Here is a 23,139-nt window from a genome sequence, read left to right as displayed (position 1 = left end):
CATAACGTCAGAAAAATGCGAGGCTGCGTCCACCTTTTGCAGGCACAATACCCTGAGGTCGTTTTTCAAGTATGCGTCCCGGAGCCTGACCTTTTCGGACAGCTTCAACACGCTCCTGATACTCGCGCTGATGTCTGATTTTTACTTCCAGAGCTGACATACTGTCCACCGATGAAATGTCTGACATTGATCTGTTGCTCAAATATACGTCACCCTCTTTACGCATGCAATCACGGGTATCTCGATGAGTATAGTGAGGTACCCTGCCACCTCGATAACATATCGGTGACGGCGGTCTGCCAGAATCGTTCGTGCTGCAGGCAGGCGGTAAGTCGCAGCCAGCGCGGCGACAGCGGGAAGTGTGAAGGCGGATAATTCTGGCCTAACAATTGATGAGTAAACTCTCTCCCATCTTTGCAGAGGAGATCAGCCATGCGCGTGTTACTGGTTGAAGATGATGAAATGATCGGCGCAAACCTGCAGCAGGCACTGGAGGGCGCGGGCTGGTCGGTGGACTGGGTGCGCGATGGCGTCTTTGCCCACAATGCCTGGAGCGAAGGCGGCTACAGCTGCGTGCTGCTCGATCTCGGCTTACCCCGCGATGACGGGTTACAGGTGCTGCGCCGGGCGCGCGGGCGCGGCGACTCCACGCCCGTGCTGATTCTGACTGCCCGCGATACGGTGGCGCAGCGCATTCAGGGGCTCGACAGCGGCGCTGACGACTACCTGCTTAAACCGTTCGACCTCCAGGAAGTGATGGCCCGGATGCGCGCCATTACCCGACGCCGCCACGGCGCGGCAGATTCGGTGCTGGGCAGCGGGGATGTTCAGCTGGATATGATGACCCGCGAAGTGCTCTACAAGGGTCAGCGCGAGCAGCTGACCGCGCGCGAGTATGCCCTGCTCTACGCTCTGCTGGAGCGGCCCGGTGCCATTCTGTCGCGCGAGCAGCTGGAAAACCGCATCTATGGCTGGGGCGATGAAGTCAGCAGCAATGCGGTGGATGTCCTGATTCACGGCATGCGCCGCAAGCTGGATAACGACGTGATCCGCAACGTGCGTGGCCTGGGCTGGCGGGTTCCGGCCATATGAAACCCTTCACCTTTATGCGCTCGCTGCGTAATAAACTGCTCTCTACGCTGCTGATTATTCATCTGCTGATGATTGGCGGTGTCACCTGGTATTTCTTCAGCTGCTACGGCGATATGGTCGGCACGATGAAGGACGATCAGCTGGCAAAAATCGCGGACGCCTGGTCCACCAATAAGCAGATGCCCGCCCTGATGCCGATGCTGATTGCGCCGGATAAAGCGAAAAGCGCGTTTGTGGTTCAGTTGTGGGACGATCGCGGACAGCTGCGTGCCAGCTCCTGGCCGGAGCTGGCGGCCCCGTTACAGAACCAGCGGGGTTACCGCGACGTGCATGTCGGCCAGTGCCGCGACTGTGAATGGCGGATCTATACCCGGCCCGGTTTGCCCGGCAGCGCGATCAAAACCATTCAGGTCATGCACAACCTCAGCTACATGAAGTCCACGATGGTCAAGCGGGCGCTGGCGGCGATTATCCCGATGATCCTGATGATGCCGCTGTCGCTGCTGGTGATCTGGCTGGTGGTACGCAAGATCACCCGCGATCTGCAGGTGGCTTCGCGTCAGATCGCGGCGCAGGAGACCCATCATCCGCATAACGTCTCGCCGGAGGGGCTGCCGGATGAGATCCTGCCGCTGGTGGCTGCCTATAATTCGTTGCTGAGTAAACTGCGCGAGGCCTGGTCCTCTCAGCGTCAGTTCCTGGAGGACGCCGCCCATGAGCTGCGCACCCCGGTAACGGCGGTGACCTTACAGCTGGAGAATCTGCGTCAGCATATCCAGCCGGGCGAAGCGAGCCGGCAGTTCAGCCAGCTGGAAGCGGGCGTCACGCGCACCCGTCATCTGGTCACACAGCTACTCAATGTGTCGCGCCAGGATGACCAGAGTGTGGTCGCCAGCGTCGAGCATATTGACCTGGAAGATCTGCTGAAGGAGAGCATTGAGCAGCTGATGGTGGTGGCAGACAAGCGCGGCATTGATATCGGCTTTAACGGCTCTGATCAATATCGTCTGCAGGCCAGTCGTTCTGAGCTGCGCAGCCTGTTTGACAACCTGATTGGTAACGCCATGTTGCACACGCCGGAAGGGAGTCTGGTCGATGTGCTGCTGCATCGGGTCGCGGGCAAAACGGTGGTCGATATTGTCGATAACGGGCCAGGCATGCCGGAATCCTTTATCGAGCGCGCGTTTGATCGTTTTACCCGCTCGCCTGACGTTAAAGCCCAGGGCAGCGGACTGGGATTATCCATCGTGCGTAACGTCGCTCAGAAGCATCAGATTCACGTCGCCCTTTCCAACTGTCTGACCCCACAGGGTACGATCTGTGGTTTACAGGTTCGCGTTACTTTTCCCTGATCCCGCCTTTTTGATCACGAACCAGACAACGTAAACGGTTGCCTGGTTCCGTTCGATCATGGTCTTAATTGTGAAGTGCATCACATTTTAGCTGAATTGTAATGCAACACTTTTTGACAAACGTGAGCAAAATCTATTTTCTATCGATCTGTTACAGGCACGCTACGCGGGCTGAACAACCGGCTGTTTTTTGCTGACATCCTCATTCCCTCCAGGGACCGATTTCTCTCTGACTGCGTCTGCTGTGCGGCGGTCAAAAGCATGTGGCTGATGATAATGAAATATAAAACGTTGATAGCAGGTGCCGTGCTGGCATGTTCACTGAGTGGTGCTGCGCAGGCCGCAGAAAGCGATCCGCAGTATCTCTCTGACTGGTGGCATCAGAGCGTTAACGTGGTAGGCAGCTACCACACCCGTTTCGGACCGCAGTTCAATAACGACGTCTATCTGGAATATGAAGCGTTTGCGAAAAAAGAGTGGTTCGACTTTTACGGCTATCTCGACGTACCTAATTTCTTCGGCGTCGGCAACAGCAACGCCAACGGCGTATTCGACCACGGTTCCCCGATGTTCATGGAAATTGAGCCGCGCTTCTCGATCGACAAGCTGACCGGCACCAGCCTGGCGTTTGGTCCGTTCAAAGAGTGGTATTTTGCTAACAACTACATCTACGATATGGGCCGCAACAGCGACAGCCGCCAGAACACCTGGTATATGGGTCTCGGCACCGATATCGATACGCACAGCGATGTCGGCCTGTCGCTGAACGTCTATGCCAAATATCAGTGGGAAAACTACGGTGCGGCGAACGAGAACAGCTGGGATGGCTATCGCTTCAAAGTGAAATACTTCGTCCCGATCACGACGCTGTGGGGCGGTAATCTGGGCTATGTCGGCTTCACTAACTTCGACTGGGGTTCCGATCTGCGCGATAAAGGCGGTGCATCACGCACCAGCAACTCTATCGCCTCCAGCCACATTCTGTCTCTGGGCTACGATCACTGGCACTTCTCTGCAGTGGCGCGTTATTTCCACAACGGCGGACAGTGGGCAGATGGTCAGGAAGTTAACTTCGGCAGCGGGCCGTTTGAGCTGAAATCGACCGGCTGGGGTTACTACCTGGTGGCAGGTTACAACTTCTGATGTAAAGCGGCGGCGCTTTATCGCGTCGCCGCCTTGTGTTTCTGCTGGTATGACGTCACGTCCTGTGACGTCCGTCAGCCGCTTAATCCTGCGACTTCTCCACATTGATGCGCCACGGAATGTTGAACTTATCAATAAACATGGCGAAGCCGTTCGACCAGAAAGTCTCCTGCCATTCCGTTGTCACCTTGCCGCCTGCCGACAGTTTTTCAAACCACGCTTTGCCCTCTTCAACATCGGTGGTGGAAAGGCTGACCGCATAACCGGCATGTTCCGACGCCGGTGGCTGATCGGTGTTACCGTCGCTGAGCATCAGCTCGCCGTCGCCAATACGCAGTTGCGCATGCATGATCTTCTCGGGTGGCTGCGGCGCTGCGGACTGATCGCCAACCTGCTCTCCCTGATCCGGCATATCGCCAAACTTCATTTTCGCGAGCAACTCGCCCCCGGTCGCCTGCAGGTAAAAGTCGATAGCCTCTTCACAACGGCCATAGAGAAACAGATAAGGACTGACTTGCATCTTCACCTCTATATTGTCGGTTGGATTTTTACAGTACCCTAAGAGTGTAGACGATCGACTTTACTCGCTGATTTTACTGGCAATAACGGCGAAACAGCTGCGCCATATAGCTGCTCATGGGCGTCAGCGCGGTCTCCTTACGCTGAATCAGATAAAAAATCGCTTTCGGCAGGGGTTCGTCAAGCGTCAGCGCGACCAGCGACCGTCCCAGAACCGGATCGTCAATCACATCGGCTGACAGAATGCTGATGAAATCACTTTGCGCCACCAGGCTGGTGCAGGCCATAAAGGTTTCACAGGTCACCACGATTTTGGGTGCCATGCCGCGCTCGCCAAAGAGGTCGTGCAACAGGCGGTAATAGCTGCCTTTCGGCGTCGGCATGGTCCAGTCCGCCTGCTGCAACGCCGCCAGTGAACGGGCTTTTTCCAGCGGATGGCCTTTGCGAACCACCACCTTATATTCCCGCTCCATCACGCGCTCATACATCAGCTCCTGATCGAGATGACTCTGGTCATAAGTATTGATGGTGAAATCGAGCGTTCCCTGACGCAGCTCATGCACCATCGACACCAGCTGGCCTTCGACGATGCGCACCTTGACCAGCGGATATTCCCGATGAAACTGGTTGATCACCTGCGGCATAACGGTACGCGCCACGCTGCTGCCGATGCCGATATTCACCTGCCCCCCGCCCCGCCCCAGCCGCTGCTGGATATCCTCTTCGGCGACCCGCAGCTCCGCCAGCACCAGGCTGGCATGACGGAAAAAGTTATCACCGATATCCGTTAACACCACGCCCTGCTGGCGGCGGATAAACAGCTTTGCCCCCAGCTCACGCTCCAGTTCCTGAATCGCTTTGGTCAGCGCCGGTTGCGACAGCCCCGAAACACGGCTTGCCGCACGGATACTGCCCTGCCGCGCCACGTCAACAAACGCACGCAGTTGATGAAGTTTGAGATTAGCGGACATAACTTCTGTGATAACCGTTGTTTATCAGTCACAAGATATTCGCATCTTATGCCCGGCTATTCCATTGTGTAGATTCGAAGCAGTGCATAAAAAACCAACAACGAGGACAGAGCCGATGAAAACCCTTTCCGACCACGTCAGTGCAAGGCTGCCGCAGCTTCAGCAGTGGCGTCGTGACTTCCATCACTACGCCGAATCGGGCTGGCTGGAGTTTCGCACCGCCACGCTGGTCGCTGAAGAGCTGCATCAGCTCGGTTATCAGCTAAAGCTGGGGCGTGAGGTGATCGACGCAGAGGCGCGGATGGGCCTGCCCGACGCCGCCGTGCTGAAACAGCAGGAGGCGCGGGCGTTACAACAGGGCGCGCTGCCGCAGTGGATCAGCCACTTTTCCGGCGGATTCTGCGGCATCTTGGCGACGCTGGAAACCGGCCGTCCCGGCCCGGTGATGGGCTTCCGCGTGGACATGGACGCACTGGATCTCAATGAGAGCCAGGCCAGCGATCATCTGCCGCATCGGGAAGGGTTCGCCTCCTGCAATGCGGGCATGATGCACGCCTGCGGTCATGATGGCCATACCACCATCGGGCTGGGGCTTGCCTCAGTGCTGATGGCGATGAAAGAGCGGCTCAGCGGCACCATCAAACTGATTTTTCAGCCTGCTGAAGAGGGTGTACGCGGCGCGAAAGCGATGGTAGCGGCGGGCGTGGTCGATGATGTGGATCGCTTCACGGCGATTCACATTGGCACCGGCGTGCCGGCGGGCGAAGTGGTGTGCGGCAGCGACAGCTTTCTCGCCACCACCAAGCTGGATGTTCACTTCACCGGCGTCGGTGCCCATGCGGGTGGCCGCCCGGAAGAGGGACGCAATGCCCTGCTGGCGGCGGCTCAGGCGACGCTGGCCCTGCATGGCCTGGCCCAGCACAGCGGCGGCGTGGCGCGGGTGAATGTCGGCGTGCTGCAGGCCGGAACCGGCCGCAACGTGGTCGCCGACTGCGCCCTGCTGAAGGTCGAAACCCGCGGCATCACCAATCAGGTTAACGACGATATTTATCAGCAGGCGCTGCGGGTAATTGCCGGTGCGGCGGCGATGTATGGTGTTGAGCAGCAGGTGACGTTGATGGGTGCGGCGCGCAGCTGCACCCCGACGCAGCCGTGGGTCGACTTCATCCACCAGCAGGCAGACGCGCTCGGTATCTTTGATTCCGTGGTCGATCGCAAAGCGCAGGCGGCAGGGTCAGAAGATGCGACCTATATGATGGAGCGGGTCAGGCAGCGTGGCGGCCAGGCCTCATACGTCATTTTCGGCTGTGACCTGGCGGCGGGCCACCATAATGCCCGATTCGACTTTGATGAGCGGGTCATGCCGGACGCCATCACGCTGCTGGCGACGCTGGCGCTCAATCAGGCGCAGTATGGTGAAACACGATGATGGAAGCCTTTATTGCCGACTATATCGACCGCCATCAGCACCGTTTCAGCACGCTCAGCGACGCCATCTGGGATACGCCGGAAACCCGCTTTGCCGAAACCCGCTCCTCGGCCCTGCTGGCCGACGCGCTGGCCGAAACCGGGTTCATCGTGGAGCGCGGCGTGGGCGGCATTGACACCGCCTTTATCGCCAGCGCCGGCAGCGGCAAACCGGTGATTGCCATCCTCGGGGAGTTTGATGCGCTGGCCGGTCTCAGCCAGCAGGCCGGATGCGCCCGGCCAGAACCGCTGGAGGTGAACGGCAACGGACACGGATGCGGCCACAACCTGCTCGGCACCGCCGGCGTGGCGGCGGCCTGTGCGGTTAAAGCCTGGATGGAGCAGCATCACGCTGGCGGAACCGTGCGTTTTTATGGCTGCCCTGGCGAAGAAGGGGGATCGGGCAAGACCTTTATGGTGCGTGAGGGCCTGTTTGACGATGTGGATGCCGCCGTGACCTGGCATCCGGAAGGTTTCAGCGGCATGTTCAATCTGCGCACGCTCGCCAATATTCAGGCCGCGTTCAGCTTCAAAGGGATCGCGGCTCATGCCGCTAACTCTCCCCATCTGGGCCGCAGCGCACTGGATGCCGTCACGCTGATGAATACCGGGGCCAACTTTCTGCGCGAGCACATCGAACAGGAGGCACGTCTGCACTACGCCATCACCAACAGCGGCGGCGTCTCGCCAAATGTGGTGCAGGCCGATGCGGAGGTGCTCTACCTGATCCGCGCGCCATCGCTGCCACAGGCGCAGGCGATCTATCAGCGGGTGATCAATATTGCCCGGGGTGCCGCCCTGATGACGGACACGACCCTGACCGTGCGTTTTGACAAAGCCTGCTCTGACTATGTGCCTAATCGCGCCCTGGAAGCGGTCATGGAGCGCTATTTGCATCACTTTGGTTTGCCCGACTACAGCGACGAAGAGCGCGCGTTCGCGGCTGAACTGCGTGCCACTCTGACCGATGACGATCTGCGTAATGCCCGCCTGAACGCCGCCCGTATCGGTGGCGAAGCCGGTCACGCCTGGGCTGAACAGCTGGGGGAGAGGCTGTTTATGGATCAGGTCGCGCCCTATGCCGTCACCCGCGACCTGCTCTATGGCTCCACCGATGTCGGCGATGTCAGCTGGGTCACGCCGACGGCACAGTGTTTTGCGCCCTGCTTTACCTTCGGCACGCCGCTGCACACCTGGCAACTGGTGGCGCAGGGCCGCACCACGATCGCGCATAAGGGCATGTTGCTGGCGGGCAAAGTGATGGCGGCGACGGTGACCACGCTGCTGCAGGATGAACAGGCGCTGGCGGAATGCCAGGCCGAATTTCAGAAGGCACGCGCCGGGCAGCCCTATCACTGCCCGATCCCGGCGGGGATCACACCCACAAAACTGGCCGGATGAGCCAGCGGCCGCGTCGCTGACGCGGACCAGAATAAAAATAGTGCAAACACTTCCCTGATTCTGCGGGGCCGGAACTGAACTCACCGCCTGTTGCCTGTCGCGACCGGCGTCAGCCCGCGCCGCCATCGATAAGGGGGTCACAAGACGACAAGAAGAGAACCCATACCATGGAAGCAACCTCCGAGAACCGTAGTCCTGGCCGGCTCTTCAGCTGGATCGAGCGCGCAGGCAATAAAGTGCCTAACCCGTTTTTACTGTTTGTCTATCTGATTGTGATACTGATGGTCGCAACCGCCATTATCAGTGCGCTGGATCTGGCGGTGAAGAACCCCGGTAATGGCGAAATCGTCCGGGTCAACAACCTGCTGAGCGTCGCGGGTCTGCAGTGGATCCTGCCCAACATCATCAAAAACTTCAGCAGCTTTACCCCGCTGGGGTCGATTCTGGCGCTGGTCATTGGTGCCGGGCTGGCGGAAAAGGTCGGCCTGCTGCAGTCGCTGATGGTTAAGATGGCGTCACGCGTCAGCCGCCGTTACGCCAGCTACATGGTGCTGTTTATCGCCTTTTTCAGCCATATCTCCTCGGACGCGGCGCTGGTGGTGATGCCACCGCTGGGTGCGCTGATCTTTCTGGCGGTGGGCCGTCATCCGGTCGCGGGCCTGCTGGCCGCCATCGCCGGTGTCGCCTCGGGTTTTACCGCTAACCTGCTGATCGTCACCACCGATGTGCTGCTTTCAGGTATCAGCACCGAAGCCGCTAAAGCGGTCAGCGATACGGTGCATGTCAGCGTCATCGATAACTGGTTCTTTATGGCCACCTCGGTGATTGTGCTGACGATTGTGGGTGCGTTACTGACCGACAAATTTGTTGAGCCGCGCCTGCCGCAGTGGCAGGGCAACGGCGAAAAGCTGGCGGGGCTGACGCCGCTGGAGAACCGCGGCCTGCGGGCCGCCGGGATCGCCGCGCTGCTGTTTATCGCCGTCATGGCGCTGCTGGTTGTGCCGGAACATGCGCCGCTGCGCAATCCCGCCAGCGGTGCCATTATCCCCTCGCCATTTATTCAGGGCATTGTGCCGATCATCATTCTGTTCTTCTTTGTGGTGGCGATTGCCTATGGTGTCGCCACCCGGCAGATCCGCCGTCCGGATGATATCCCGCAGCTGCTGGTCGATCCGATGAAAGGCATGGCGGGTTTTATCGTGATGGTCTTTCCGCTGTCGCAGTTCGTGGCGTTCTTTAACTGGAGCAACATGGGCAAATTCATGGCGATAGGACTGACCGACGTGCTGGAGAGCGCAGGCGTCAGCGGCGCGCCCGCATTTCTCGGCCTGATGTTTCTGTCGGCATTTCTCTGCATGTTTATCGCCAGCGGCTCAGCCATCTGGTCGATTCTGGCGCCGGTGTTCGTGCCGATGTTTATGCTGCTCGGCTTCCATCCCGCCTTTGCCCAGATGATTTTTCGCATCGCTGACTCGGCGGTGCTGCCGCTGGCACCGATGTCGCCCTTTCTGCCGCTGTTCCTCGCCTTTTTGCAGCGATACCAGAAGGATGCGCAGCTCGGCACCTACTATGTGCTGATCTTCCCCTATCCGCTGGTGTTCTTTATCAGCTGGATCGCGCTGCTGGTCGCCTGGTACTGGCTGGGACTGCCGATTGGGCCGGGCGTCTGGCCGCAACTGCCTTAAGGCACCGTGCCAGCGATACAGCATAAACGCTGGCACGTTTTCTGCGGCACTGCAGTTATGTCAGTGCGCAGCCAGTTCCTGAAAGAAGGCGGGATTCTTCTGGATAGTCGCCAGTACTTTAGCTGCCAGTCCGGTCGGATTGCGGCGTCCGCTTTCCCAGCTCTTTATCGTATCAAGGCTGGTTCCCAGTGCAGCAGCCATTTCACTCTGGGAAACGTTAAGCTGCGCCCGGATAGCCTTCACATCAGCCAGCGCGTAATGGGTAACACGGGCGGGTTCTCTGACACCGTTTTTTATCTCCACCGCCTCTTCCAGCGATGCTTTCAGCTCATCAAAAAAACTCATGTCATATCTCCTCTTTCAGTCTTTGTGTCAGCTTTTTCAGCACGGCTTTTTCCGCATCCGTGAGGTTCTCTTTGAGATTCTTTGGATAAGCCATGATCAGGTAAATCACCTCAGCGGTAGCCAGAAAGTAAATTACCCTTGCGCTGCTGCTTTTACCCTGATTGCCCGTCGCCATCCTGATTTTTCGCAGTCCGCCGGTTTTCTGAATAAGATCGCCTTTCTCCGGTGACTCGATAAGCTCCCTCTGAAGCTCCCGAAGCTCTTCATCCGTGGCGATTTGCTTTATCTGTCGGGTAAACATCGGGGTTTCGATAAACTCAATTGCCTGACTCATCGCTCACTCCTGCCTCTTCCATGAGGAGTACATAGTACACCCAGCCTGCTTCATGAAAAAGCCCACGGATGGCAAAACCTGCAACGTATGTTGCTAAATCGTCAGCAACGCCCCTCTCGGCAACAGCAGATGAATTGATTATTCTGCTATTTCTTCGCCTGCTAACGGTTGACGTTCTGAATAACCGCCTGCGGGTGTTTCCCACACTGCCTGAGGTTGACGCTGATATGACCACTCACTCCACCCGCATGCCGCCGATGCACGCGTCATCGGCGGCCCGCAACAGCGTAGCCGGGCGCATTGATGCGCTGCCCGCGTCCGCTGGCTTATGGCGCTTTATCACCCTGCTGGCGCTGGGCGGCTTTTTTGAACTTTACGACCTGTTTGAAACCGGCTATATCAGCACCGGCCTGCTGGCGGCGGGCGTCTTTCACACCGGTGAGGCGGGTGTGCTCGGCTTCTCCGATCAGGCTGCGTTTGCCTCAGCCACCTTTCTCGGCCTCTTTTTCGGCGCCAGCCTGCTGGCCCCCTACGCTGACCGATTTGGCCGCCGCCTGACCTTTATGTGTGCACTGCTCTGGTATGGGCTCTTTTCCCTGCTGATGGCCTTTCAGCAGAGCGCGGAGATGATCATTCTGTTCCGCTTTCTGGTGGGGATCGGGCTGGGCGTCGAGCTGGTGACCATTGATACCTATCTGTCGGAATGGGTGCCGAGCCACCTGCGCAGCCGCGCCTTTGCTTACGCCTTTTTCGTGCAGTTTTTATCGGTGCCTGCCGTCGCGCTGATGTCGTGGTGGCTGGTGCCGCAGACCGTATTCGGTCTGGAAGGCTGGCGCTGGGTCGTGATCGCAGGCGCACTCTGTTCACTGGTGATCTGGCTGGTGCGCAGAAATCTGCCGGAATCGGCACGCTGGCTGGCGCAGCAGGGGCGCTATCAGGCGGCGCATGAGGTGTTATCGGCGATGGAGCAGCGCTGCGGCATTCCGGCCGGGCCCGCTATCCTGCCCGATGACGCGGCTGCACAGCTGCCCAAACGCGGGCGCTTTCGTGAGATCTGGGCTCCCGCTTATCGACAGCGCACCCTGATGCTGGTGGTGATGAACTTTTTCCAGGCGATCGGCTTTTTTGGCTTTGGTAACTGGCTGCCTGCGCTGCTGTCAGGCCGCGGTGCCACGGTGACACACAGCCTGCTCTATGCCTTCTTTATCACGCTAGCCTATCCGCTGGGATCGCTGATCTGTAGCCGCTATGCCGACAAGCTGGAGAATAAGTGGCAGATTGTTCTGTCATCGCTGATGACGGTTGTATTCGGCACGCTGTTCGCCTTCCAGACGCAGCCGGTGCTGCTGATCCTCTGCGGCTTCCTGATTACCTGGTCCAACGCCTGGCTGACTTTCAGCTTTCACGCCTATCAGACCGAGATTTTCCCGACCCACATCCGGGCGCGGGCAGTCGGCTTCTGCTACTCCTTCAGCCGCCTCTCTACGGTATTCAGCAGTATTTTAATCGGGGTGATCCTGCAATACGCCGGCACGCCGGGCGTGATTACGTTCATCGTGCTGAGCATGCTGATGGTGATGCTGTCGGTAGGGATTTACGGGCCGAAAACCCGTGGAATCGATCTGGAGAATATTTAAAAGAAAAGGCCGTCATCCTGATGGTGACGGCCTTTTTACGGGTTATTTGCCTTCCAGCACCCGGATATCTGCACTGCCCAGACGATCCTTCTCATCTTTACGCAGCGACGCGACCTGTTTCGCGGTCACCGGTTCTGACGCCTTATTGCCCCAGCTGTTACGCACGAAGTTCACCACATCGGCAACCTGCTGGTCGTTCAGCCGCCAGCCAAATGCCGGCATGGTAATGGTCGATGGCGCACCGTTCACACCAGGCAGTTGCCCACCCACCAGCACGATGTGAATCAGCGAGGTCGGATCGTCCGCCAGTACCACCGGGTTGCCGCGCAGCGCCGGATAAAAACGCTTATAGCCGCTGCCATCGGTTTTATGGCATGCCGCACAGCTGTCGACATAGGCCGCCGCGCCGGTCTGGCTGTCATCGCCGCGCCAGAGTGCTTTGGCGGTGGCATCATCCACGCTGAAGGCCGCCTGATGCGGATCTTTCGCGCCCAAGGACTTCAGATAGCGCGCAATCGCGGTGATATCGGCTTCGCTCAGGTGCTGCAGGCTGTGTTCCACCACGTCGGTCATCCCACCGAACGCGGCAGTCTGATCGTTACGGCCATAACGCAGGAACTGACGCAGGTCATCTTCGCTCCAGCGCCCCAGCCCATCGCGGTTATCGCCACGCAGGTTGCTGGCCGTCCAGCCGTCAATCGGCGCGCTGCTGCCTGCCAGATAGTCGTTGCCTTCGGCGTTGGTCAGCACCTTCTCCTGCATGGTGAAACTGCGCGGCGTGTGACAGGCACCGCAGTGGCCCAGCCCCTCAACCAGATAGCGACCGCGCGCCAGCACCGGATCTTCCTGAGCGGCAGGCTGGAACGCTTTCACATCGGGCGCAAAAATTCCGCGCCAGATCGCCAGCGGCCAGCGCATCGACAGCGGCCACGGAATGTCGCTGTCGCGATTTGGCTGCTTCACCGCCGTCACGCCATGCATGAAGTAGGCGTAAAGCGCCTTCATATCCTCATCGCTGACGACCGCGTAAGAGGGATAAGGCATGGCGGGATAGAGGGTATCGCCATTTTTCGCCACGCCATGACGCACCGCTTTCTGGAAGTCGTCGTAGCTGTACTCACCGATACCGGTCGTGCGATCGGGGGTAATGTTGGTGGAGTAGATGGTGCCAATCGGGGTGGCCATCGGCAGACCACCGGCAAAGGTCGCGCCGCCTTTGCTGGTGTGACAGGCCACACAGTCACCGGCGCGCGCCAGATACTCTCCCCGCTTAACCAGATTGTCCTGGCTCTCATCCGCCAGCGCGGCAAAGGTCAGGGTGCCCAGAATCAGGGCCAGAATGCCATTTTTCATCGCCATGTTCCTTATGCCTGCACCAGTGGGCCGGGGTTCTTCAGGTAGTTTTCGCGAATCGCTTTAGCTGACCAGTAGGTCAGCGCCGCCACCATGCCGGTCGGGTTGTAGCCCAGTCCCTGCGGGAAGGCAGAGGCGCCTGGCACAAACACATTCGGCACGTCCCAGCTTTGCAGATAGCGGTTAACCGCACTGGTTTTCGGATCGTCGCCCATGATCGCACCGCCACTGATGTGGGTGGTCTGATACACCGTGGAGTCAAAATGGGTGCCCGGCTTTTTCGCGCCGCCCAGAATCATCTTCGGATTCATCGCTTCAGCGATATTGCGCATTTTTCCGACCATAAACTGCGCCATTTTGATGTCGTTCTCCTGCCAGTCAAAGGTCATGCGCAGCAGTGGCTGCCCATAGGCATCTTTGTAGTTGGGATCGAGATCGAGATAGTTAGCGCGGTAGGACTGATGCGCGCCGTGCGCATCCATCGACAGGTGATGGGTGTAAGTATCCGCCACTGCCGCTTTCCATTTACTGCCCCAGTTTGGCGTACCGGCAGGCACTGGCATGCCGGAGATCGGCTTGGTTCCCGCCTGGTTGACCCAGAATGGCGATCCGCCCACAAAGCCCAGCGGTCCGTGGTCGAAGTTATCGGCGTTGAAATCATCAACCGCAACGCCCGCGCCACCTGCGCCGATAAACGGGTTAGTGGTGGTGTTTTTATCAAACAGCGCCTTCAGGGTAGAGAGGTTCTGATAGGCGAAGTTGCGGCCGACGGTGCCTTCGTTGGTAATCGGGTTGTAAGGCTTGCCGATGCCTGACAGCAGCATCAGATGCACATTGTGGAACTGGAAGGCGGAGAGGATCACCAGGTCAGCGGGCTGCACCTGCTCGCGCCCCTGCCCGTCCACATAGGTCACGCCGGTTGCGCGCGTTTTGTCATCGCTGAGATTGACCCGCAGGACATACGAGTTGTTACGCAGTTCAAACTTTGGCTCCTGGCGCAGGGCAGGCAGGATGTTCACGTTAGGTGACGCTTTGGAATACATGTAGCAGGCGTAGCCGCTGCAGTATCCGCAGAAGTTACACGGCCCCATCTGCGCGCCATAGGTGTTGGTATAGGGCCCGGAGGTGTTGGCGGAAGGCAGATCGTAAGGATGATAGCCGACCGACTCCGCCGCCTGCGCAAACAGCTGCGCCGAGTAGGTACGCTTCTGTGCGGGCAGCGGGAAGTTATCTGAGCGATCGGGCGCAAACGGGTTACCGCCTTTATCTTTGCCGACCACCTTGCCCTTGATACTCCAGGCGCTGCCTGAGGTGCCAAAGACTTTTTCTGCCTTATCGAAGAACGGCTCCAGCTCATCGTAACTGACGCCAAAATCCTGAATCGTCATGCCTTCCGGGATGAAATTCTTGCCGTAACGCTCTTCGTAATGGCTGCGCATCCGCAGTTCAATCGGATCCACGCGGAAGTGGACGCCTGACCAGTGCAGGCCCGCGCCGCCGGTGCCGGTGCCGGGCAGGAATGCCGCCAGCTGACGATAAGGCACCGCCGTCTGCGAAGCATCATGACGGATGGTCACGGTGCTTTTAGAGAGATCCTGGAACAGCTTTTTGCGGATGTTATAGGTCAGCTCATCAATGGACTGCGGATAAGAGCCGTCGGGATAGGTGTCGCGATGCGGCCCACGCTCCAGCGCCAGCACATTCAGGCCCGCTTCGGTCAGCTCTTTTGCCATGATGGCACCGGCCCAGCCGAAGCCAACAATCACCGCATCCACTTTTTTCATTTCGTTTGCCATGCTTAACTTCTCTCCCCGCGAATCGATACTGACGGGAACGGATAACGTTCACCGCGCTCTACCCAGTCCATAAAGTCGGCGCGTGCGCCAGGGAAGTTGATCAGCTTCCAGCCGACCATTCCCTGATTTCCGCCGTGGACAGGATCGCTGAAGAAGCCTTCGCGGGTGTTCTGCAGCAGAAAGGCAAAGAAGGTTTTAGCGGGCAGCTGGCTGAATTCGGCGCTGCCACTCTCCATCGCCTGCAATAGCGCATCCTGCTGCTCCGCGCTGAGCTGAGCGAACACCTTACCGTGCTGCTGTTTGCTGTAGTGGTCGGCATCGGCCAGACCGAGACGGTAGATCTGCTGCGGCACCAGCGGCAGCTGATAGCCCAGCTCTTTCGGCAGATCGGGATTAAACGGCCCCTGCATATACCAGTTCGATCCGGTGGCATAGGGTGTATTCATCTGGCGGTCGATGAACTCCGGCACGCCCGCTTCCACTGCGCCAGGCCCGCGTTCATCGCTGGGGATCAGGCGCGCCACGGCGGCGGTGATAAAGGCATACTCTTCGGCGGTAAACCAGGAGGGCTGATAATCACGCGCCTTCTGTGGTGCAGCCGGCGTTTCAGCCGCCTGTGCGGTCAGCGGCAGGGAGAGAGCACCCATCGCTGTGGACCCTACCGCCATTGCAGGCGCCAGGGTGATTGTCTTCAGCAAAAAATCCCTGCGTGAATGACCCTTTTTTTGTTCTGACATGACATTGCCTCATTCCCGCGCTGGATGGCGGTATGAAAAAATAGGTGGTTGCGTTGTAGTGGTTTTTATCAGCAGATACCGGCCCTGATGCCGGCTTGTTACCGGTAACAAGCCGCCATATTGTAACACTGCTATTCACAAAGATTTAGTTCCGCGAAACAAAACCGCACAATTTCATTAACATTCATCCCTGTCCTGTCATGAGCAGAAACAACAGACTACAGACAGCAAGCAACCAAAACGTTATAAAAGACCACACACAACAGCGGAGTGCCTATGTTTAAGTCTTTTTTTCCGCGGCCAGCGCTGTTTTTCAGCTCAGCGGCCGTCTGGAGTTTAGTCGCTATTTTTGCCTGGTTTGGTTTTGCTGAGCAGTTGCCCGGCATGTGGCCCATGTTCGAAACCGCCATCAAAGCGCCCCTGCCGACGACCGCAGCGCGTTTTATCGCGGCGAGTCAGATCTGGTTCTATCTCTATTACTGGATAATGGTCGCCATTTTTGCCGTGGCGTGGCGGGTGATCGACTCTCATCCGTGGCAACGCTGGTCAGTCTGGGGATCGGCACTGATCATCTTTGTCACCTGGTTTGGTGTCCAGGTCGGGGTCGCCATCAACGCCTGGTATGGCCCGTTTTACGATCTGATCCAGAAAGCGCTGACAAAAGCGGGATCGGTGCAGATTGCTGAGTTTTACCACCAGGTTGTGGCTTTTCTCGGCATCGCATTAATCGCGGTGGTGATTGGCGTACTCAATTCGTTCTTTATCAGCCACTGGGTTTTCCGCTGGCGTACCGCCATGAATAACTATTACATGCACAACTGGCAGCGGCTGCGCCATGTTGAAGGTGCCGCACAGCGTGTGCAGGAAGACACCATGCGCTTTGCGACCACGCTGGAAAACTGGGGTGTCAGTTTTATTCAGGCGATCATGACGCTGGTGGCATTTTTGCCGGTACTGGTGGCGCTCTCCCATCACGTTAAAGATATTCCGTTCCTCGGTAATATCCCTTACGCGCTGGTGATTGCCGCGGTGCTCTGGTCGGTGTTTGGTACAGGTTTACTGGCGCTGGTCGGGATTAAACTGCCTGGGCTGGAGTTCCGCAACCAGCGGGTCGAAGCCGCCTACCGTAAAGAGCTGGTCTACGGCGAAGACAATGCCGATCGCGCCGGGCCACAGACGGTGCAGGAGCTGTTCAGTCGGGTGCGGGTTAACTACTTCCGTCTCTACTTTCACTATCTCTACTTCAACATCACCCGCATTCTCTATCTGCAGGTCGATAACGTGTTTGGCCTGTTCCTGCTGTTTCCTTCGATTGTGGCGGGCACCATCACGCTGGGCTTACTCAATCAGATCACCAACGTGTTTGATCAGGTGCGCGGCTCGTTCCAGTATCTGATCGCCTCCTGGTCGACGCTGATTGAACTGATGTCCATCTACAAACGTCTGCGCAGCTTCGAGCAGATTCTGGATGATGTGCCGCACGACGAGATGATGCGCGAAGCGTCAGAGGATGTGTAGCGCACAGGCGCTTTATTGAGGCGAAAAAGCCACCCGTGAGAGTGGCTTTTCCGGTGACACAGCGCGGCGGTAAAACCGTTTACCTCCCCGCGCAGAGAGCGTTCCTTACAGAGTTATGCGCATCACGCTATCAGGATTCGCTGGCGGCGCCTTGCGCGAGCCTGGCTGCTTCACGCTGACATAAAGCACGTTGCCATCCGCTGAGAGCGCCAGACTGTTCGGCAGGGCCGGCGTTTTTACAGTACGTTTAACCTGATAGGTGCGGGCGTCGATGATGCTGACCTCGCCCGCTTTGCGATGGGTGACATAGAGCTCATCGCGATCCGGATTGAACAGCACCGCCAGCGATTCCGGAACGGCAATCCGCTGTATGACCTGCTGACTACGCAGATCAACCACCAGCACCTGAGCCTGCTTTGAATCACTCAGGAAGGCACGCTGACCGCGCGTATCCAGCGCAATGTTCAGGAAGAAGTGCGCTTTATCGCCATCAATCTTCTGTTTTTTCTCAACGGCATTGGTGCGGGCGTTTATAGTCACCAGCTCGCCATCCGCATTGGTGACGTACACCTTCTGCGCGGCTGAATCCACTGCCAGGCCTGTGCCCATTTTGCCGGTGTTCGGGATCGTGCTGATCAGTTTCAGCGAACTGCCATCCACGACCCAGACCACGCTCTGCGGCCCCAGCCCGGTGATATAGACGCGGTTAGTTTTCACATCCACGGCCACCTGACGCGGCTGCAACGGACGCACGGTTTCGCTGCGCTTGCGGCCATCCAGCACCCGCGTGTTGAGGACGTTGCCACTGCTGGCATCAATCGCGGTCACTGAACCGTCAAGCGTATTTCCGATATAGAGCACGTTCGTTTGCGGGTTGAGCGCCGCGCCAAACGATTTCAGCGGCGTGGCGATCGACTTCTGCACCGCCAGCGTCGCGGGATCGAGACGAAACACGGTGCCGCCCTCGCCGCTGCTGTTTTGTGCTGTCGCCACGAACAGCGCATTCTCCTTCGGGCTGACGGCCAGTTCATAGACCCCTTTGCCCACCGCCTGATTCAGATCTTCTGCCTGCACAGCCAGCCATCCTGACGCAGAAAACAGGGCCGTAGCCAGTAACAGCGGACGCAGCGTCCGGCGCGTATTGGTATTCGCTTTCATAACTTCTCCAGAGTGAATTCACCGCAGATGCAGTGAAATGAAAGCCCGACATTGCAACCAGAAACAGCTGACCAGCAGCCTGAGAGAATCTTGTTTTTGAGAATAATAATTATTTCGGAAGGAAAGGGACAGGATTATTCGCGCAGAAACGCCGCCAGGACGCCCGGAGGCGTCCTGTCAGCATGGGAGGGCAGAAAGATTATTTCAGCAGCTCAGCGGTCATGTGCACGCCGTTGTTGGTGTAAGCTTCGGTGATTTTATATGAAGCACCAGCTTCCTGAGCCTGCGCAGCAATTTTCGCTTCAGCACCGTCCAATGTAGAGTCGATGGCGGTCACAGATTGCGCGAAGCTGGCGAATGGCAGAACAGAAAGCGCGATAACAGCTGCAAAAGTTTTGATAGATTTCATGGTCAATTCCTCGGTTGATTTTTATCAGGTAAGGCGTGCTGCCTTGTTGATAGAAATAATAGTCCGGAAGTTGATCAGGAAAAAGCGGAGGGTTTTGCTTATCTCTTTCAGAAAAACTGAACATAAAAAGCACGCATCGTACAGTTATCGCTCAAAAGGTTAATAACCCGCTCATGAAAGAAAAGGCAGCATAATCCGCTGCCTGAAAAAGATTAACCGTGGTGCCGGACCCGGCTGAAGATGGTCAGTGCAGCCAGCAGCATCAGTACCCCGCTGGCAACAAATACGCCGCCAGCGCCGCGCAGATCGAACATCCAGCCGCCCGCCGCCGCGCCGACAGTTATCGCCAGCTGAATCGTGGCGACCAGCAGACCACCGCCCGATTCTGCATCATCCGGCACCGCGCGCGAAATCCAGGTTGACCAGCCGGTTGGCATCGAACCAAACGCCATGCCCCAGATCGCCACGCCCGCTCCCACTATCCAGCTGACCCCGCCAAAAGTCACCAGCAGCAGCGCGGTCAGGCTCATCAGCAGCGCCATCCCGCTCAGCGTCAGCGACACGCTGCGAGTCACCAGAAAACCGGCCAGCGAGGTGCCAAAGAAGTTCGCCACACCAAAGGCCAGCAGCGCCAGCGACAGCTGGTTAAGGTTGAACTGCGCCACACCTTCCAGGAAAGGGCGCAGATAGGTAAAGAAGGCGAAGTGGCCGGTGAACATCATGATCACGGCCAGCATGCCCCAGCGCATCACGCCGATCCGCAGCAGGGTCAGTACGCCGCCGCTGCGGGCTTTGTTCTCTGCCGGCATGGCGGGCAGGGTAAAGAACTGCCACAGCAGCGCCAACGCGCCCAGCCCGGCGGTCAGCATAAAGATGTTGCGCCAGCCCACCAGGCCACCGAGGTAGCTGCCAAGCGGCGTGGCGATAATCGTCGCCAGCGAGATCCCGCTGAAGACGATGGAGAGCGCCCGCGGCACCTGATCGACGGGCACCAGACGCATGGTGATGGCGGTTGAGAGCGTCCAGAAGCCACCTATCGCCATCCCCAGCAACACGCGCGCCAGCAATATCACCGTCAGATCGCCGGCAAACGCCACCATCAGCGCCGAGGCGATCAGCAGCAGTGAGAACACCAGCATCACGATGCGGCGATCGATACGCCGCGTGACACTGCCGGTCACCAGGCTGGTAAACAGCGCCACCAGGGCGGTAATGGTGACGGTCTGTCCCGCCTGCCCTTCTGAAACGCCGAGGCTGTGCGCCATGGGCGTCAGCAGACTCACGGGTAAAAATTCGGCGGTAATCAGGCTGAACACCCCAAACGCCATAGCAAAAACTGCGCCCCACGCGGGGTGGGTCGGCGAGGAAACCTCATCAGCCACTTCGGTTGTCAGACTCATGCTGCTTCTCCGGAAGATAAAAAAGTGTGAGAGAGCATAGAGGGAGGCGTCAGGACGATCTATGATGCTTACACCTTCATTTTTGATAATTCGTCTGGAATCGCATGAGCCACTATGGAGACCTGACCAGCGAGCTGTTGATGGGGATGCGCCTTTATGGCGTCAACTATCAGCGTATCGCCGTAAGCGCACCGTTCGGGCTGCGCTTCGATCACGCACCGGGGCGGGCGCAGTTTCACTTTGTCGGCCGCGGCTCACTGCTGGTGCGCAGTGCCTCCGGTGAGGTGTTTCCGCTTCACAGCGGCGATGCGCTGCTGGTGCCGCACGGTAAACCGCACAGCCTGATCTCCGGCGAGGAGGTGGCCTGCCTGTGTGTGAAAAATATGACGAGCAAGCCGATCTGCGACAGCGTCTGCGCCATTGCCGCTCCGGAGGATGCCGGAGAGGATGAGCACAGCGTGCTGCTGTTCAGCGCCTGTATGGCATTTGAACTGGGCGGCATGCAGCCGCTGATCAATACTATGCCGGATGTGATGCTGGTGAGTACCCTGCTGTCGCAGTATCCGGAGATTCAGCCGCTCCTGGCGGCGATGGAACGGGAGTCGCGCACCCGGCAGGCGGGATTTGCCGGTATTCTGTCGCGTCTGGCCGACGTGGTTGCCGCGCTGATTGTGCGCGGCTGGGTGGAGAACGGCTGCGGCCAGCAGAGCGGGCTGGTGCAGGCGATGCGCGATCCGCGGCTGAGTCAGGCGATTGCCGCCATGCACCGGGAGCCGGGCGAAAACTGGACGGTCGCACGGCTGGCCAGCGTGGCGGGCTGTTCGCGTTCGGTGTTTGCCGGCCGTTTTCTCAACGCCACCGGCATGACGCCGTTACGTTATCTGACCGAACTGCGGATGCGGCTGGCGGTGCAGCGGATTGTGAACAATGGCGAAGCGGTGGAAGCCGTGGCTTACCATCTCGGCTACGGTTCGATTGCAGCGTTCAGCCGCGCCTTTAAACGCATCGTCGGTCAGTCGCCAGGCGCGCTGCGGGCCGGACGCGAAGGCACGCAGGCGCTGACCGCCTCATCTGCCGCTTAGCGGAATACGCTGATCGCCTCCACCAGACGGTTTGCCTGATGGGTCATGCGGCCCGACGCCTCGGCGCTTTCCGATACGCGCGCGGCGTTCTGATGGGTAATGTCATCAAGATCTTCCACCGCTGAACTCACCTCACTGAGTGCGGTGGCCTGCTCGGCGGTGGCGGCACTGATCTGGGCAATCAGTGCCGTGACATTCTGCACCTGCGACACGATATCCTGCATGGTCCGGCCTGCCGCGCTGGCGTGTTCATTGCCCGATTTGACCCGGCCAGCGCTGGTTTCGACCAGCATTTTAATCTCACTGGCCGCTTTGGCGCTGCGCTGCGCCAGACTGCGCACCTCGCCCGCCACCACCGCAAAGCCTTTGCCCTGTTCACCGGCCCGTGCCGCTTCAACGGCCGCGTTCAGCGCCAGGATGTTGGTCTGGAAGGCAATACCGTCGATCACGCTGGTAATATTGGCAATTCGCTTCGAGCTGTCGGCGATTTCGCCCATCATTTCCATCATCTCGCTCATCACCTCGCCGCCTTTGCTCGCCGCACTGCTGGTGTCGGCAGAGAGGGTATTTACCTCATGCGCGGTTTCCGTATTGCTCTTCACCGTCGCGGTCATTTCGTTCATGGTGGCCGCCGTCTGCTGCACGTTGGCGGCCGCCTGCTCGGTGCGACGACTCAGTTCGTTATTGCTGCGGGCGATAGCGTCACTGGCGCTTAAAACGTTGATCGCCTGGCCGCTGACATCATCCACCAGCCAGCGGAACATCAGGCCGAGCTGACCGATGGCACGCAGCGTTACGCCCACCTCATCCACGCGATCCATCTGCTCAACCTGATGGCTGGCTCCGGTCGCCACGCGCAGGGCCTGCTGACACATCCGCTCGATCGGGCGGGAGATCTGCTGCTCCAGCCAGAGGCTGCTGAGTGTCAGCAGAGCGGCCATACCGGCAGCAAAACCGGCCAGGGCCGCCGGTGTCATACCCAGCGCCCAGGTACCCGCCACCGACAGAGGCAGCAGCGCCAGCAGGGTGCTGCGGATCCGCCAGCGCAGGGGCAGCGTCTTCAGCAATGAGGCGGGACGGCCCCAGCCGCTGCGCACCAGCAGGCCTTTGTGAAAACGTCGCCCTCTGGCGCGGCCTTCACGAAAATCCTGATAGAGCGCTTCGCTCTGACGCACCTCTTCCGGGGTGGGTTTGGTGCGCACCGACATATAGCCCTGCACTTTGCCGTCGCGCACCACCGGAATGGCATTGGCCCGCACCCAGTAGTGATCGCCATTTTTGCGTCGGTTCTTGACCAGCGCGGTCCAGGGCTCGCCCTGCTTCAGCGTTGCCCACATGTCAGCAAAGGCCTCCGGCGGCATGTCGGGATGGCGCACCATATTGTGCGGCTGGCCGTTGATCTCGTCGGCGGTGAATCCGCTCGCTTCGATGAAGGCGTCGTTGGCGTAGGTGATGTGGCTGTTGAGATCGGTGGTGGACATCAGTGTCGCATGATCGTCGAACAGATATTCACGCTGAGAGACAGGCTGGTTGTTACGCATCAAAAATCCTTGAAGACCCGACCTTCTGCCCGTGACAGCTTAACTGTCAGCGAGAAAACGGCAGGCTGAGAGATAACGATTACCTTTTTTTATGTTTTCGGCATGCGTCTGTACTCTCTTTAGCGATTCCGTTAAATTTCTGCCGCGAAAAAAGCCACTTTGCAGCGGCTTTCACATTTTTGGGTGATTATTCATCCGT

General features: G+C 58.6%; 20 protein-coding genes. 9 read left to right on the top strand and 11 right to left on the bottom strand.

Features of this window, described 5'->3' with window-relative positions; translation table 11 throughout:
• The first annotated feature begins 432 nt into the window (after positions 1-432).
• The 3 genes from AC1V0D_RS11245 (at position 433) to AC1V0D_RS11235 (ending at position 3,587) form a co-directional block, all read left to right on the top strand.
• Positions 433-1,092 (top strand): response regulator, encoded by a 660-nt coding sequence (locus AC1V0D_RS11245; protein WP_009092548.1) that lies wholly within the window; start codon positions 433-435, stop codon positions 1,090-1,092.
• Entirely contained in the window at positions 1,089-2,444 is a 1,356-nt protein-coding gene (locus AC1V0D_RS11240; protein WP_482907427.1) for a sensor histidine kinase, read from the top strand. Before AC1V0D_RS11245 ends, AC1V0D_RS11240 begins: the two co-directional genes overlap by 4 nt.
• A 276-nt stretch (positions 2,445-2,720) precedes the next feature.
• The gene (locus AC1V0D_RS11235; RefSeq protein WP_325954303.1) at positions 2,721-3,587 is read left to right on the top strand and encodes a nucleoside-specific channel-forming protein Tsx; all 867 of its coding nucleotides are present in this window, start codon (positions 2,721-2,723) and stop codon (positions 3,585-3,587) included.
• Positions 3,588-3,669: 82 nt separating this feature from the next.
• On the opposite strand, the gene yjdN is transcribed toward AC1V0D_RS11235, so the two are convergent.
• Both yjdN and AC1V0D_RS11225 read right to left on the bottom strand, forming a co-directional pair.
• On the bottom strand, positions 3,670-4,107 hold the full coding sequence (gene yjdN / locus AC1V0D_RS11230) for a VOC family metalloprotein YjdN (RefSeq protein ID WP_009092553.1): 438 nt from the start codon (positions 4,105-4,107) through the stop codon (positions 3,670-3,672).
• A gap of 73 nt (positions 4,108-4,180) precedes the next feature.
• Positions 4,181-5,077, bottom strand: coding sequence for a LysR family transcriptional regulator (locus AC1V0D_RS11225; protein ID WP_009092555.1), 897 nt, complete (start codon positions 5,075-5,077; stop codon positions 4,181-4,183).
• Positions 5,078-5,192: 115 nt separating this feature from the next.
• Between AC1V0D_RS11225 and AC1V0D_RS11220 the strand changes: the two genes are divergently transcribed.
• From AC1V0D_RS11220 to abgT, 3 genes are all read left to right on the top strand, one after another.
• The gene (locus AC1V0D_RS11220; protein ID WP_482907426.1) at positions 5,193-6,506 is read left to right on the top strand and encodes an amidohydrolase; all 1,314 of its coding nucleotides are present in this window, start codon (positions 5,193-5,195) and stop codon (positions 6,504-6,506) included.
• The gene (locus AC1V0D_RS11215; protein WP_140922766.1) at positions 6,503-7,945 is read left to right on the top strand and encodes a M20 family metallopeptidase; all 1,443 of its coding nucleotides are present in this window, start codon (positions 6,503-6,505) and stop codon (positions 7,943-7,945) included. Before AC1V0D_RS11220 ends, AC1V0D_RS11215 begins: the two co-directional genes overlap by 4 nt.
• 167 nt (positions 7,946-8,112) lie before the next feature.
• Complete coding sequence (gene abgT / locus AC1V0D_RS11210; RefSeq protein WP_482907425.1) at positions 8,113-9,630, top strand: p-aminobenzoyl-glutamate transporter; 1,518 nt, start codon at positions 8,113-8,115, stop codon at positions 9,628-9,630.
• A gap of 60 nt (positions 9,631-9,690) precedes the next feature.
• Here the strand turns inward: abgT and nadS are convergent, their stop codons facing one another.
• The gene (gene nadS / locus AC1V0D_RS11205) at positions 9,691-9,975 is read right to left on the bottom strand and encodes a NadS family protein (protein WP_009092561.1); all 285 of its coding nucleotides are present in this window, start codon (positions 9,973-9,975) and stop codon (positions 9,691-9,693) included.
• Between the two features lies 1 nt (position 9,976).
• Positions 9,977-10,309 carry a type II toxin-antitoxin system RelE/ParE family toxin gene (locus tag AC1V0D_RS11200; RefSeq protein ID WP_009092563.1) on the bottom strand — a complete coding sequence of 111 codons (333 nt, stop codon included), beginning with the start codon at positions 10,307-10,309 and terminating at the stop codon, positions 9,977-9,979.
• A 227-nt stretch (positions 10,310-10,536) separates the two neighbouring features.
• On the opposite strand from AC1V0D_RS11200, the gene AC1V0D_RS11195 reads away from it, so the two are divergent.
• On the top strand, positions 10,537-11,946 hold the full coding sequence (locus AC1V0D_RS11195) for an MFS transporter (RefSeq protein WP_058957047.1): 1,410 nt from the start codon (positions 10,537-10,539) through the stop codon (positions 11,944-11,946).
• A 42-nt stretch (positions 11,947-11,988) separates the two neighbouring features.
• Here the strand turns inward: AC1V0D_RS11195 and AC1V0D_RS11190 are convergent, their stop codons facing one another.
• From AC1V0D_RS11190 to AC1V0D_RS11180, 3 genes are read right to left on the bottom strand one after another with little or no spacing between them, the layout of a single operon-like run.
• On the bottom strand, positions 11,989-13,299 hold the full coding sequence (locus AC1V0D_RS11190; protein WP_058957011.1) for a c-type cytochrome: 1,311 nt from the start codon (positions 13,297-13,299) through the stop codon (positions 11,989-11,991).
• Positions 13,300-13,310: 11 nt separating this feature from the next.
• Positions 13,311-15,095, bottom strand: coding sequence for a GMC family oxidoreductase (locus AC1V0D_RS11185; RefSeq protein WP_267369698.1), 1,785 nt, complete (start codon positions 15,093-15,095; stop codon positions 13,311-13,313).
• Between the two features lie 2 nt (positions 15,096-15,097).
• Positions 15,098-15,832, bottom strand: coding sequence for a gluconate 2-dehydrogenase subunit 3 family protein (locus tag AC1V0D_RS11180; protein ID WP_009092567.1), 735 nt, complete (start codon positions 15,830-15,832; stop codon positions 15,098-15,100).
• 276 nt (positions 15,833-16,108) lie between these two features.
• On the opposite strand from AC1V0D_RS11180, the gene sbmA reads away from it, so the two are divergent.
• Positions 16,109-17,350 carry a peptide antibiotic transporter SbmA gene (gene sbmA / locus AC1V0D_RS11175; protein ID WP_009092568.1) on the top strand — a complete coding sequence of 414 codons (1,242 nt, stop codon included), beginning with the start codon at positions 16,109-16,111 and terminating at the stop codon, positions 17,348-17,350.
• 105 nt (positions 17,351-17,455) lie between these two features.
• Here the strand turns inward: sbmA and yncE are convergent, their stop codons facing one another.
• The 3 genes from yncE to AC1V0D_RS11160 all read right to left on the bottom strand — a co-directional run bounded on the left by yncE (position 17,456) and on the right by AC1V0D_RS11160 (position 20,317).
• Positions 17,456-18,508 carry a 7-bladed beta-propeller protein YncE gene (gene yncE / locus AC1V0D_RS11170; RefSeq protein WP_482907424.1) on the bottom strand — a complete coding sequence of 351 codons (1,053 nt, stop codon included), beginning with the start codon at positions 18,506-18,508 and terminating at the stop codon, positions 17,456-17,458.
• A 199-nt stretch (positions 18,509-18,707) separates the two neighbouring features.
• Positions 18,708-18,917, bottom strand: a complete 210-nt coding sequence (locus tag AC1V0D_RS11165) for a YdgH/BhsA/McbA family protein (protein WP_009092571.1) — start codon at positions 18,915-18,917, stop codon at positions 18,708-18,710.
• A gap of 212 nt (positions 18,918-19,129) precedes the next feature.
• On the bottom strand, positions 19,130-20,317 hold the full coding sequence (locus AC1V0D_RS11160; protein ID WP_325974721.1) for an MFS transporter: 1,188 nt from the start codon (positions 20,315-20,317) through the stop codon (positions 19,130-19,132).
• Positions 20,318-20,421: 104 nt separating this feature from the next.
• Between AC1V0D_RS11160 and AC1V0D_RS11155 the strand changes: the two genes are divergently transcribed.
• Positions 20,422-21,399: a cupin domain-containing protein gene (locus AC1V0D_RS11155; RefSeq protein ID WP_482907423.1), complete on the top strand. Its 978-nt coding sequence runs from the start codon at positions 20,422-20,424 to the stop codon at positions 21,397-21,399.
• On the opposite strand, the gene AC1V0D_RS11150 is transcribed toward AC1V0D_RS11155, so the two are convergent.
• Positions 21,396-22,940, bottom strand: coding sequence for a methyl-accepting chemotaxis protein (locus AC1V0D_RS11150; protein WP_046101031.1), 1,545 nt, complete (start codon positions 22,938-22,940; stop codon positions 21,396-21,398). The two genes, AC1V0D_RS11155 and AC1V0D_RS11150, sit on opposite strands and share 4 nt — an antisense overlap.
• Between the last annotated feature and the right edge of the window lie 199 nt (positions 22,941-23,139).

It is taken from the genome of Pantoea sp. PA1 (assembly GCF_056856975.1).
Note: the sequence above shows the minus strand (reverse complement) of the source record. Positions and strands in the feature narration are given on the sequence as shown.